13 protein-coding genes are annotated in these 12,977 nt (G+C 43.5%); 9 read left to right on the top strand and 4 right to left on the bottom strand.

Going from position 1 to position 12,977, the window contains the following annotated elements; genetic code table 11:
• Positions 1-15 precede the first annotated feature (15 nt).
• The 4 genes from FXV91_RS08195 to FXV91_RS08180 all read left to right on the top strand — a co-directional run bounded on the left by FXV91_RS08195 (position 16) and on the right by FXV91_RS08180 (position 2,994).
• Positions 16-351: a DUF4870 domain-containing protein gene (locus tag FXV91_RS08195; RefSeq protein WP_229390092.1), complete on the top strand. Its 336-nt coding sequence runs from the start codon at positions 16-18 to the stop codon at positions 349-351.
• Positions 352-887: 536 nt separating this feature from the next.
• Entirely contained in the window at positions 888-1,907 is a 1,020-nt protein-coding gene (locus FXV91_RS08190; protein ID WP_229390091.1) for a replication factor C small subunit, read from the top strand.
• 136 nt (positions 1,908-2,043) lie between these two features.
• On the top strand, positions 2,044-2,556 hold the full coding sequence (locus tag FXV91_RS08185) for a small multi-drug export protein (RefSeq protein WP_229390090.1): 513 nt from the start codon (positions 2,044-2,046) through the stop codon (positions 2,554-2,556).
• 174 nt (positions 2,557-2,730) lie between these two features.
• On the top strand, positions 2,731-2,994 hold the full coding sequence (locus tag FXV91_RS08180; protein ID WP_229390089.1) for a 4Fe-4S dicluster domain-containing protein: 264 nt from the start codon (positions 2,731-2,733) through the stop codon (positions 2,992-2,994).
• A 267-nt stretch (positions 2,995-3,261) separates the two neighbouring features.
• Here FXV91_RS08180 and FXV91_RS08175 read toward each other — a convergent pair whose 3' ends face one another.
• On the bottom strand, positions 3,262-3,474 hold the full coding sequence (locus FXV91_RS08175; RefSeq protein WP_011033762.1) for a histone family protein: 213 nt from the start codon (positions 3,472-3,474) through the stop codon (positions 3,262-3,264).
• Between the two features lie 472 nt (positions 3,475-3,946).
• On the opposite strand from FXV91_RS08175, the gene FXV91_RS08170 reads away from it, so the two are divergent.
• The 5 genes from FXV91_RS08170 (at position 3,947) to FXV91_RS08150 (ending at position 10,366) form a co-directional block, all read left to right on the top strand.
• Entirely contained in the window at positions 3,947-4,894 is a 948-nt protein-coding gene (locus FXV91_RS08170; RefSeq protein WP_229390088.1) for a class I SAM-dependent methyltransferase, read from the top strand.
• Between the two features lie 550 nt (positions 4,895-5,444).
• On the top strand, positions 5,445-7,163 hold the full coding sequence (gene oadA / locus FXV91_RS08165; RefSeq protein WP_229390223.1) for a sodium-extruding oxaloacetate decarboxylase subunit alpha: 1,719 nt from the start codon (positions 5,445-5,447) through the stop codon (positions 7,161-7,163).
• Between the two features lie 22 nt (positions 7,164-7,185).
• On the top strand, positions 7,186-8,667 hold the full coding sequence (locus FXV91_RS08160; protein ID WP_229390087.1) for an acetyl-CoA carboxylase biotin carboxylase subunit: 1,482 nt from the start codon (positions 7,186-7,188) through the stop codon (positions 8,665-8,667).
• Positions 8,668-8,784: 117 nt separating this feature from the next.
• A complete protein-coding gene (locus FXV91_RS08155) occupies positions 8,785-9,762 on the top strand; it encodes a biotin--[acetyl-CoA-carboxylase] ligase (protein ID WP_229390086.1) in 978 nt (325 codons plus the stop codon).
• The gene (locus FXV91_RS08150) at positions 9,746-10,366 is read left to right on the top strand and encodes an S-layer protein domain-containing protein (RefSeq protein ID WP_229390085.1); all 621 of its coding nucleotides are present in this window, start codon (positions 9,746-9,748) and stop codon (positions 10,364-10,366) included. Before FXV91_RS08155 ends, FXV91_RS08150 begins: the two co-directional genes overlap by 17 nt.
• Positions 10,367-10,836: 470 nt before the next feature.
• Here the strand turns inward: FXV91_RS08150 and FXV91_RS08145 are convergent, their stop codons facing one another.
• From FXV91_RS08145 to FXV91_RS08135, 3 genes are all read right to left on the bottom strand, one after another.
• Entirely contained in the window at positions 10,837-11,799 is a 963-nt protein-coding gene (locus tag FXV91_RS08145; RefSeq protein ID WP_229390084.1) for a coiled-coil protein, read from the bottom strand.
• Positions 11,800-11,829: 30 nt separating this feature from the next.
• Positions 11,830-12,453 carry a hypothetical protein gene (locus tag FXV91_RS08140; RefSeq protein WP_229390083.1) on the bottom strand — a complete coding sequence of 208 codons (624 nt, stop codon included), beginning with the start codon at positions 12,451-12,453 and terminating at the stop codon, positions 11,830-11,832.
• A gap of 138 nt (positions 12,454-12,591) precedes the next feature.
• On the bottom strand, positions 12,592-12,882 hold the full coding sequence (locus FXV91_RS08135) for a DUF424 domain-containing protein (RefSeq protein ID WP_229390082.1): 291 nt from the start codon (positions 12,880-12,882) through the stop codon (positions 12,592-12,594).
• Between the last annotated feature and the right edge of the window lie 95 nt (positions 12,883-12,977).

Raw genomic sequence — 12,977 nt, 5'->3', positions numbered from 1 at the left:
AAAGAGGTGAAAAATATGCCGTACAAAACTTTCCTTGGCTTGCCTGAAAATATAGTGGCTGCTCTTTGCTACCCTGTAGGCTGGCTCTCAGGCCTGTTCTTCCTGCTCCTTGAGCGCAAGAACAAATTTGTCCGCTTCCATGCCATGCAGTCGGTCCTGCTTTTCATGCCGCTTGCTCTCTTTATCTTCCTTGTGGCATGGATTCCTGTGCTTGGCTGGTTCATTGCAGACGGTGCAGGGATGACAGCGATGCTGCTCATCCTTATTCCGATGTACATGGCTTTCAGGGGCTCAAAGTTCAAAATCCCGATTATCGGGCAGATTGCCTATAACTTTGCCTATGGAGAATAAACGTATTTAACTTGAAAAACCGAATTGTCCTGAAAAAGGGCAATTCTGCTTACTTTTTTTACTTTCCCGAATTGCGACTCGGGATCACAGAAAATCAGAGATTTCCTGGGAGTTGCAATGTAATCGCAACAGTACGCGGTCCTTTTCACTTCGCTCAAGAGGACTAATTTGGCATGAAAATTCTCTCAAATATTTTCATTGTTTGTGCCTGTTACTTAAAGAATTTCATATCCGTTTATAGGTTCTAGCAGTAAACTTTTTTCAGGTGGACTAATATGAGTAAATTATTTTCTTTGCCCAAAGAGAACCAGTCTGAATAATACTTAAATACATCCTCTATACACTTTTTTGTATCTTATCCGTTTTTCGTGGTTAAAGATCATTCAATGAGTTTGGCGTAACATTTACACCAAAAAAATGTATAGGGATGCAGTTCCCCGGAATATTCTTTTTTCGAAATGCGGTCGATATGCTTTAAATATCGCAAACATTCGAAAGTTTAAATATTATCTTCTCTAATTAAGGTGCAAGCACTAATGGAGGACTCTAAGATTAAAGAAGAGATCTGGATTGAAAAATACAGGCCTGTCAGGCTGAATCAGGTAGCAGGGCAGGATGACACAATTGAGCGCCTGATGTCTTATGTGGCAACTAAAAACCTTCCTCACCTCCTCTTTTCCGGGCCTCCGGGCGTCGGGAAAACGGCTTCTGCAGTTTCAATTGCAAGGGAGATTTTCGGGGAAGATTTATGGCGAGAAAATTTTACGGAACTCAACGCTTCCGATGAGAGAGGCATTGATGTAGTTAGAAACAAGATTAAAAACTTTGCAAAAACCGCCCCTCTAGGTGGAGCTCCGTTCAAGATCATTTTCCTTGATGAAGCCGATGCCCTTACATCGGATGCGCAGTCTGCCCTCCGCAGGACCATGGAAAGATTCAGCAGCAACTGCCGCTTTATTCTCTCATGTAACTACTCCTCCAAGATCATTGAGCCTATCCAGTCCAGATGTGCAGTCTACAGGTTCAGGCGACTTTCCGATAAAGCTATCAGAGAACGTCTTGAATATATTGCTAAAGACCAGGGTTTGTCCATCACCGAAGGCGGGTATGACGCTCTGGTTTACGTGGCTCAGGGGGATATGAGAAAAGCTGTAAACTCCCTTCAGGCTGCTGCTTTCATTGATGTAGAAAAGCCTATCTCCAGGGAAACGATTTACAGGACTACAGCAACCGCAAATCCTGATGAAATAAAGGATCTGATCGAGACTGCTCTGCGTGGAAATTTCAGAGTTGCCAGAAAAGAGCTTAACAGGCTGCTCTATGAAGAAGGGCTTTCCGGAGAGGATATTGTGGGGCAGATCTACAGGGTAGTTTCCGAAATGGATAACCTGATGATTCTTGACCTCGGGCTTTCGGAACGGGATATTGTCGGACTTGTGGATATTATCGGGGAGACCGACTTCAGGCTAACTGAAGGAGCCAGCGAGAAAATCCAGCTGGAAGCTTTACTTGCACATTTTGCTCTTTCAAGAGAAGCCGAAGCTTCAGAGTTCTGACAAGCAGGTTTTACAAGCAGTCTTATATCCAGATACCGCAGTTTCTATTTCCAGATCTATGAAAAGCAGATGAAAAAGGAATGTCTGAAGCGAGCCTTTTTCTTTCAAAAGATTCTAGTTATCACTCCTGATCATTATGTCTGTTGAAAATTTACTGGTAGAAATGCTTGGGGCTGTGCCCCACTGGTTTGCAGTAATGGTTATAGGGGCTCTTCCGATCTCTGAACTGAGAGGAGCAATCCCCGTTGCCATGGGAATTTATGGAATGGAACCGCTTGAGGCTTATTTCCTTTCTGTATTTGGAAATCTTATTCCTGTAGTTCCCCTTTTGCTTTTCCTCGAGCCAGTCTCCGGATACCTGAGGCGTTACCATATCTTCGATGTCTTTTTTACGTGGCTCTTTTCACGGACCCGTAAAAACCACAGTAAGAACTTTGAGAAATATGGACTCCTTGCCCTGACCCTTTTCGTTGCAGTACCTCTACCGGTTACAGGGGCATGGACAGGCTGTGCAGCGGCTTTTGTATTCGGAATAAAGTTCAAGCACTCGTTTCCGGCAATCGCTGCAGGAGTAATGATAGCAGGAATCATCGTAACTGCTGTTACTATGACAGGTATGGGCCTGGCTGACCTTATTTTCGGAGTTTGACCAGGGGTCAGGCTCTTCGAAATCTTCATATACCTTAAAAATATCAAATATATCATAGACAGAACAAATATAAATTTCTCTTTATATTTGCAGCCAGTCCTGCTTCTACAGCTTCTCACACTGTATATTCCCCGTTGTCTGGCAATTCTCTGTAGTTTTTTGAGGTGATGTTTAATGGCAAAGGCAGATAAGAAAAACAAAAAAATAGTTCAGTCCGAAAAATGTATTGGGTGCGGCATCTGTTATTCCGTTTGCCCTGTGAACGCAAAAATAATGAAAAATGATGATTTTGATCCTGAAACTGCTGAACTTGCAATCCGGATCATTGACGGGATTGCAATCATCAGTGATGAAATCTGCATCCGCTGCGGAGCCTGCTCAAAGATTTGCCCGGTGGAATCTCTCACTATAGTTGAGGTTGAATCCGCAACTGCATAATAAGGATAATGTAAAAATAGGAAAAATGCTGTTTTTCAGCATTTCTTTCTTTTTAGTCCAAACATATTTTTCAGTTCTTTTTATCCATTACAGCGGTATTTGTACGATTGTGCCGGTATTTCAAAGAGCTGGCAGTCCAGTTTCTTCCGGTCCAGTTTCTTCAATACTTTTTGTAATATGCTCATTTAAGTTGATGCTAAAAGTGTTGACGCTGTATGCTTACACTATCAAAATCTGAGGTTGCTTGCCTGAGATATATCTTTTAATTTACAGCATTTCTTTTGCCAGTTTTATATCCTCAGCCTTTACGGTTTTTCTCCCGGCGTGTTCTGCGAGTTTTATAGCTTCTTTTGAAATCTGAAGCCCGTATTCTTCCAGGATTTCCGTAAGAGCCATTCCTGCGCTCTCGCTTACTCTGTGGGCACCTGCTGTCCTTATTAAACGCTCGATTGGTGCAAACGGTATAACTTTTGCTGCCATATTAATCCTCCAAGCTTCTTTTTCGTTATTATAAATTCCTTCTAATCTCTGATTTTGTAATCAGATTCTATAAATACCTTTGCTTATATCGGAGTTTTCTTCACTTCTTATTCAGCTTTTAATGCTCTTTTTCCCCTTTATTTACTTTGTAAAGCCTATTTACCTCTCTTTCGGATTTTAATTATTTTTATAAAGATTTTCTAATACCTGTAAACTCTTGACCTGATTTTTTCAATTACTTTCAGTTCTTGAAGGTACAGGAGAATACTTTTTTTGCCTCTATTATGCATCAGACCCTTCAATGAATCCTGTAAATCTTTTAAACCTTTTATTCGATGAACATTGTCAATTTTTATCGCTTCGTTTTGAATCTCTTTTGAATCTCTTTCGGATCTCTTTCGGATCTCTTTTGGATCTCTTTTGGATCTCTTTTTCGAAATCTTGATATCACATTATTCGAATCTAGTCAAACATGCTCTTACAGGAACTCCTTGGCATAAATGAAGAGATCTACCTTGTAGAAGAAAGTTACACCTCCCAGAGGACTCCTGAGCGTACGCTCCAGTATCTTAACAGAGTCCGAAACTTCCCGGGTGCAGGGGATATTCGGCTTATAAGAGTCAGGGAGGCAGGGCATACACTGGGATTGCTGTTTTTCAATCCTGCAGATGAAAATGTTCCTGTAAATTTCTGGTCAGTGTTCACCGGATCCCTTGCATCAATGCCCATGAAAACCAGATTTGAGGCCCTTGCAGACTCCTTTCTTTCCTTCACCTCTCCTGAGAAGGATATCGAGCTTTCTTCCGAAACCTGGCGGAACGCAATAAATGAATATTATTCCCTTACGCTTGTTAGCCGGAACCTTTGTCCGGGCTGCTCTGTCAAACCTGAGTCCTACAAAAGTGTTTTTTCAGAAAATCGCGTAAAGAGGGTCACAGAAATTTTTGAACTTCTCCGAAAAAAAGGCTGTTACCCTGAAGGTAGGCTCCTTGAGGTCTGCTGTGGGAACGGGATGTCAACGCTCGCACTCTACAGGCTCGGGCTGGATCCCCTTGCCATAGAAATCAATAAGTGTACTGTCTGTCAGGGTCTAGAGCAGCAGGTCCTGAACCCGCAAAGGTCTGTGGTTATGGATGCAACAGCCATTTCAAGATATTTCGAGCCCGGTAGTTTTGATGCAGTAATGGGCTTTATGCTGGGGCTTGTATATGAATTTAACAAAGAGCTCTGGACCGGCATAATGAGAGAAGCTGTCTCGGTTGCAGCTGACGGAGCTGTCCTGCTCTTTACCGTAAGCAGTAAGCCTGAGATTGAAATCCTTGCCGATACTCTCCTTAAGGCCGGAGTTGAGGGAGAGATTGTGGACAATACGGATTCTGAAGGTACTTATGACCAGTGGCTCTTTGTCGGGCGAAAGTAAAAAAGTTTATTTTCCGGAAAATAAACTTCTTTTTTATTCTTTTATTTCTTTTTTGTTTTCACTTTTATCTCGACTGTATTATTTTACTTTCTCTATCAATCCTACTTTCTCTATCAGGTATCCCGCTTCTTTATCAAGCTCATACTTTTTACTGTATCCTGATCATTTTTTATCCGGAACTTTTTGAAAAGAATGTCTTCTTATGTTAACGATGCGAAAGGTATTTAGCTGTTAACAATGGTATTATTAAAAAATATTCGTATCGACGCAAGACACATTGAGTTTTGCGGCTGTATCTGTAATATTAATTTCTCCTGCCAGATTATGCGGTGCTGGAGATTCGGTTATGCTTAACCGGATTAATCTCCTCTCCAGGTAAATTGCAGATTGCTGCAATCAACCGCCATCAGGAGATTTCTATGCTTTGACAGAACCAGATCAGAAGACAAGCCCCCGATACTCAGGAAACTCTGGAATAATCTCTCTGGAGAAGGCACAGATGAGTATTTTCAATGAATTCTGTTTTTGGTTCGATTTAAGAGGCTCATCCATGCGCGTAAAAATTACTGAAACCGTCCTCCGGGATGCACACCAGTCCCTCCTGGCAACCAGGATGCGGACAAGGGACATGCTCGAAGTGGTTGAACAACTGGACCAGATTGGGTATTTTTCCCTGGAAATGTGGGGAGGTGCCACCTTTGACTCCTGTATTCGCTACCTTAACGAAGACCCCTGGCAGCGCCTCAGGGATCTCAAGAAAAAGATGAAGAATACAGATGCTCAGATGCTTCTCCGTGGCCAGAACCTTGTAGGGTACAGGCACTATTCGGACGATGTGGTTGAAAAGTTCGTCACCAAAGCCTATGAAAACGGCATTGATATCTTCCGGGTTTTTGATGCGGTCAATGACATCCGGAACATGGAACTATCTATTAAAGTGGCAAAAGGACTGGGAGCTCATGTACAGGGCACGGTCTGCTACACCATAAGTCCGGTACATACGGTAGAAAAATACGTGGAACTTGCAAAGCAGCTCGAAGAGCTGGAATGTGACTCCCTCTGCATAAAGGATATGGCAGGGCTTCTCTCTCCCAATGAGGCTACGAAGATAATCAGTGCCATGAAAAAAGAGATCTCCATCCCCATTTCTCTTCATTGCCACTGCACCTCGGGCATGGCTCCGATGAGCTATATGGCAGCCTGTAGTGTTGGGGTAGATGTTCTGGACACAGCTCTCTCTCCTCTGGCATGGGGGACCTCCCAGCCTCCTACCGAGACCGTTGTTGCAGCTCTTAAGGGAACACCATATGATACCGGGCTTGACCTTGGAGCTTTTGAAGAAGCTGTCAGGTATTTTAAAGACCTGAAGGACAAGTACCGCGGAATTCTTGACCCTATTTCCGAACAGATAGACACCAATGTCCTTATCTACCAGATACCCGGAGGCATGCTCTCCAATCTGGTTTCCCAGCTAAAAGAGCAGAATGCCCTTGACAAGTATGCAGCTGTGCTTGATGAGATGCCAAAAGTCCGAAAAGAACTCGGGTATCCGCCTCTTGTTACTCCCACAAGTCAGATTGTAGGCACACAGGCTGTACTTAACGTGCTCATGGGAGAACGCTACAAGGTCATTCCTAAAGAGGTAAAAGACTATGTACGCGGGCTCTACGGGCGCTCTCCTGCGCCGATTAGCCCTGAGATCATCGGAAAGATCATAGGCGATGAAGAGCCGATTCACTGCCGCCCTGCCGACCTTCTCAAGCCTGAATACGAAAAGAGAAGAAAAGAAGCAGAGGAAATGGGCATTGCAAAATCCGAAGAAGATATCCTTACATACATCCTTTACCCGGCAATTGCTCCTAAGTTCCTGAAAGGAGAAATGGAAGAAGAATCCCTGGCAGTTATTGCCCCTGCCCCTGCAACTCCTCAGGATTATGCTATCCCGACTCATTTCAGGGTTGAGGTGGATGACGAGGTTTACGAAGTCAAGATAGAGCCTCTCGGCGGAGTTTCCATCTCCGAGGCATCCCCTAAAAAGCCAGGCCCCGAATCCATCAAAGGAGGAGTCACCTGTTCAATGCAGGGCATGGTACTTTCCCTTAAGGTCAAGGTAGAAGATACCGTTAAAGAAGGGGACACGGTTGCTGTTATCGAAGCCATGAAAATGGAAAACGCGGTTCATGCTCCACATTCGGGAATCATTAAGGAAATTTTTGTTTCCGAAGGGGATACTGTCGCTCCTGGTGACATAATACTGTCAATCGAATGAATTGAGCAAGGTGGAAGGTATTATGTTCAAAAAAGTACTCGTTTCAAACCGTGGTGAAATAGCAATCAGAGTCATGCGTGCCTGTCGGGAGCTTGGAATTTCCACTGTAGCTGTCTGTTCGGAGGCTGACAAAAATGCCCTTTTTGCTAAGTATGCAGATGAAGCCTACCTGATAGGCCCTGCACCTTCCAGCCAGAGTTACCTGAACATGGAAGCCATCATCGCAGTTGCAAAGGATACCGGAGCCGATGCAATCCATCCCGGCTACGGCTTTCTTTCCGAAAACCCTGTCTTTGCAAAACGCTGTGAGGAAGAGGGTATCATTTTCATAGGTCCTCCAAGCCACGTGATTGCCGAAATGGGAAGCAAAATCCGAGCCAGGCACCTGATGATGAAAGCTGGAGTGCCTGTCGTGCCCGGAACAAAGGACGCAGTTGAGGATATAGGTGAAGCTCTGGAAGTTGCTGAAAAGATCGGTTATCCGGTTCTTATCAAGGCATCTGCAGGAGGCGGCGGAATAGGAATGAAAGTTGTTCATTGCAGGGAAGAATTTGCTACATCCCTGAGTTCCACGCGGCAGATGGCAGGTTCGGCTTTCGGTGACTCTTCCGTGTTTATTGAAAAGTATGTGGAAGAGCCAAGGCACATAGAGATCCAGATACTTGCCGACTCTTATGGTAATACGGTTTACCTCTCTGACAGGGAATGCTCTATCCAGAGGAGACACCAGAAGTTAATTGAAGAGGCTCCTTCCCCTATAATGACTCCCGAACTCCGGAAGCAAATGGGGGACGCTGCTGTAAAGGTCGCAAAAGCAATCGGTTATGTAAACGCAGGGACCGTTGAATTCCTTTACTCTAAAGGAAATTTCTATTTCCTTGAAGTCAATACCCGCCTGCAGGTGGAACATGGGATCACTGAAATGGTTACGGGTATTGATATCGTAAGAGAGCAACTCAGGGTTGCCTGGGGTGAAAAACTCGAGTTTGAGCAGGAAGATATAGTTATCGATGGGCACGCAATCGAATGCAGGATAAACGCTGAGGATCCCTTAAACGATTTTGCCCCTTCTCCGGGAAAGATTCGGAGATACCGTTCTGCCGGAGGACCCGGAGTAAGAGTGGACAGCGGTGTGCATACAGGTTATACAATCTCTCCCTATTACGACTCCATGATTTCCAAACTCTGCGTCTGGTCAAGAAAAAGAGAAGACGCTATTGCCAGGATGGAAAGAGCGCTTTATGAATATGTGGTCGTAGGAGTAAAAACCAACATTCCTTTCCATAAAGCTGTTATGCGGAACCCCGCGTTTCGCAGGGGTGACCTGACAACCGGTTTCATTGAAGAGCAGAATATCCTTGAGGCTGTGGAAGAGGTCGTTAAGGCTGATAGTGAAAAAGGGGCTACTCTGGCTTCTGCTCTCGAGGCAAAAGACAAGAAGGTTGCAGCGATCACAGCTGCTGTACATGCCTATGTTAACATGGCCCAGAAAACACAGCGGTGATCCCGTTCACTCTCCGGAAAACCGGAAAGAGAGATTCCGGTCTGTTTGATATGAAGAATATGTTTGGACTAAGAGAATATATACGGTGGAACGTATACATTTGTATGGGGTGCACGGATGGGAGATAAACGATCTCGAATTATTAAAGCGCTTAAAGATGCACAGAAAACCCCTGTTTCTGGGGAAGAACTGGGTCTCAAGCTTGGGATTTCTAGGACTATGGTATGGAAATATATCAAATCCCTCCAGGCCGATGGATATGAAATCGAATCTTCCCCGAAGAGGGGCTATGTCCTGAAATCCGTGCCTCAACTCCTGTACCCTGATGAGATCCAGATGGGTCTCAAAACGACTCTTCTGGGGCAGAAGATCCATTACTTCGAGGAAGTTAGCTCCACCAACAGTGTTGCTAAAGAAATTGCAGCTTCCGAAGAAGAAGGAGCTCTTGTTATTGCTGAGATACAGAAGGGAGGCAGGGGCCGCATGGGCAGGGAATGGGTCTCACCCCACGGCGGAATATGGATGTCTGTGATCCTGAAGCCCGGTATTCCTCTCAGGCACGCCTCAAGGCTAACCCTTGTTACCGGGCTTGCAGTTGCAAATGTAATCCGCGACCTCGGGCTTGACGCCCGCATCAAATGGCCAAATGATGTCCGTATAAATGGAAAGAAAGTATGCGGGATCCTTACCGAAGCAAAGGCTGAAGTGGACAGGGTGGATTACGTTGTTCTCGGGATAGGGATCAATGTAAATATGGATTTAAAGGATATCCCTGAGTCTTTTCGTGCAGGCTCAACCACTCTGAAAGTTGAGCTTGGAAAACATATAAGAAGAGTTTCGTTCCTGCAGGACTTTCTCTTTGAGCTTGAACAGCAATACATAAATTTCAAGACCCAGCCATTTTCCCAGATCCTCAATGACTGGCTTGCACTCTCGGATACAATTGGTAGGGAAGTAAAGGTCACCACACCCTCCAGGATTATAGAGGGCAAAGCTGTTGGAGTAACCCCGGACGGAGCACTTATAATCCGCAAGGCAGATGACACTAAGGAAGAAATTATTGCAGGTAGATGCATTTATGCGCGCCCCAAATAAACACGGAAAAAAAGACAGGGAAGGAATGAATTTTCTCCCTGCACTTTTTTTCTCTGCCACGATCTTTTTTTTCTTTTCAATTATTATCTCTTATGTAGTTTTTCCTGTCGCAGGTGCAAATAATGAGAAGCTCTCTATTATTTTAATTGATGGAGATGAGGTTTACGTGCGGTCAGGCAACTATTACACCTTCTTGCAGGATTATCAGATTTACGTAAAAGGTGCCAATTCTGAAGGTAGCAGGGTATGGATCGAACTGCGCAGAAACGAGGTTTTTCTTGAAGACTCTATTGTCGGCGAGGGCGACACTTTTGTATATTCTAATAACTCCACAGAGATTCTGAACCTTACAGTGGACACTATATATGGTGGGGCCAATGGAGTGCTGGTAAAGTTCTCTCCAGTATATCAGCACCTTAATCCAAAACTTCCTATGCCTCAGACCCCGGTAATTCCTCCTTCCAGTAGCTCTTACAACAACTCTTCTATCCCTCCTGTATTTGAAAATCAGGCAAAAGGTTTTGATCTGCCCCTTTTTCTTCTGGGGCTTGGATCTGTTCTTCTAGTAACTGGATTTTTTGCGGGAAGACACAGGAAAAAATAATTTTAAATCACCTAATTTAAAACAAATAATTTGAAATAACTGAATTAAAAGAACTGGTTTAAAATAACTGGTTTAAAATAACTGGTTTAAAATAACTGAATAAAATAACTGAATATAATAACTGAATAAAATAACTGAATATAATAACTGAATATAATAACTGAATAAAATAACTGAATTAAATTAAACGAATTAAAATAAATGCTTTAGAAATAGTAGTTTGTTGAGCTGTTTTTATGTCTTTTTTAAAAATAGGGATCAGACCTAAAAGTGAGGGCAGGTCTGAGAGCCAAAACTATATCTTTAAATAGGAAACATTTTTTCCAAGGTGGGAACTAAGTTTTTAAACGAGAGTTCCCGATGAAATAGATAAGTCTGAAATACCTAACACAGACTTCTTAAGTATCGGCTTTCTACCGTTGATTCTGTTTATTTTTTGCTCTTTTTTGCTTTTGCTCTTTTTTGCTTTCTCAGTCGTTTGTAGAGAACTTTACATCCCCTTTCTCTATAAGGAGCTTAAGGTCTTCCAGGCTGAGGCGAGCATTCTTCTGCAGCTTTTCGCGGGCGTCACTGTGCTTCTGGCTTACTTTATGCTCATCTTTCGTTAGCTGAAGGTCCTTTAGCCTGTCAAGGTATAATGAGAGGTCTTTTCGGCTGCCTGCGATGCCATTCTTGAGAGGGTCGATTTTTTCTTTGATAGAATTTATGTTTGCGATTTTATCGGTAAGCTGGGCATGATACATATTTGCTTCTTTTCGGATTTCATCTGCTGCCTTGAAGTTTTCGAGCATTTCCAGGTGGCACGCCTGAGATTCATCCGAAAGTGCCTGAATTTTCTCGTGAAATTCATCCCCTTCTTTATGAATTCCCTTGGATTCTTTATAACTCTCCTGGATCTGTGCATGCAATTCGTTTGCCTTCTTTGCAGCTCCAAGGCGTGTGCCCAGATCACTTAATTTCTGGACTATCTTTACTTCCACTGCAAGGGGAAGTTCTTTATTTAAAAGAGCGTCCAGTTCAGCCTCATACGCTCTTGAGAGAGATTCTACGCTTCCGTGAGATAGTTTATTACACTCATCGCGCTGTTCCTTGAGGCCCGCAATTCCTGAAAAAAGTTCCTGAGTTTTGGAATTTACGTCGCTCCTTCTCCCCTTATACTCGCCAATTTGCTTATTAATCTCGTCACGTCGGTCTCTTAGTGACTGTGCTTTTGCAACCCTTTCCTTAACCTGATGGTTTAGAGAGTCTCTCTTTTCTTTCAATTCGTCGATATCGGTCCTGTTTATTTTCAGTTCCTTAAAAATCGAAGCCAATTGCCTTTCGCTTTTCTCTATCCTGCTCCTGAGCTCGTTCACTCTGCCCTTGAGCTCCCGTTCGTTAAGGTTTGAAAGGTCGGCCGTTGCAGTTTCTGCTGTTGAAACGTCGTTGTTCATGTCTTACACCCACGTGTTTTCCGAAAACTGTTATACTTTTTGTTTTTCCCAGTAACTCAGGGCTTCTTGATGGTCTTTTATTTTGCTGCTGAGCCATTTGTGCTGGGGTTTATCTTTGGATATTTCAATGTTTTTGCTTCCATCATCCTCTTCAAGTTGTTTTTCAGACTCTTTTATTTCCTTTAATTCCAGGTTTGAGTTTCTAGCTTCCTCCATTCTGGCTCTGGTTTGTAGTAGAAGGCTTTCTCCAACTCCTTTTTCCCTGGTGAGTTCGTGCAGGTTTTCCATAAAAGAGTCTTTAAGTCCCTGTTCCTCTTCGGGTTCGATCTGTCCTTTAAGTTTTTTAATATCTTCCTTTATTTTATCAGCAGTTACAGGATCCAGTTTCGGGAAGAGCTCCTTTTCGAGCAGTCCTTCTGCCTGATGGTAATACTGCTGTCTTTTTTCCTTCAGGACTTCTTTTCGCTCCGCCATCCGGGCTCTGGAAATTCTAGCATTTTTTGTGTCTTCTTCAAACTGGTTCAGCCTGCTGTCCAGTTCTTCAAACTCTTTTTGGTATTCTTCCAGAAGCCTTTTGTGTTTTTCCACAACCCCGGAAATCAGTTCTCCTTCAGTCAGCATTCTGATCCCGGCTCCTTCGATATTTCCGCTCACAGTATCACGATTCTGTAATTTATTTTTATAGGTTTCATTTTTATCCGGCTCTATAGAGCCAGCCCGGAAAGTTGAACCGGTAATTGCCATATGCCACTTTTAACCAGTTAAACAACAGTATGAAATGTAATGGTTTTTTCAAACTCTGAATACCTGAGCATGTGGTACGCAGTCGATCATGATTACGGAGTCAGGATCGATAAACCCGCACTTTATGGCACATTTAATTGTTTTTTCCCCGAAGAGATTTGCAGTAGTAGCTCCTTCCAGAGCTTCCTGAAGTTCTTCCTCAGAGACAGGCTCTCCTCCATAGAAAGCTTTGCTTATCTCTACTACGGCATTACCATGTTTCAGGGTTTTTCCGAGCACTTCCTTATCACAGGCTGCAACAAGCATGTGCCCTCCATTTTTATAAATCTTTAGATACATATTTTCCCTTTTTAAGTAATATTTCGCCCTTTTAGTATTTACAGCTTAACCATTATTATTTTGTTTATGGGTAGACCGCTCCTGCCTGCGGGCAC

The organism is Methanosarcina sp. DH2 (assembly GCF_020804225.1).
In the GTDB taxonomy this organism is placed as follows: domain Archaea; phylum Halobacteriota; class Methanosarcinia; order Methanosarcinales; family Methanosarcinaceae; genus Methanosarcina.
Note: the sequence above shows the minus strand (reverse complement) of the source record. Positions and strands in the feature narration are given on the sequence as shown.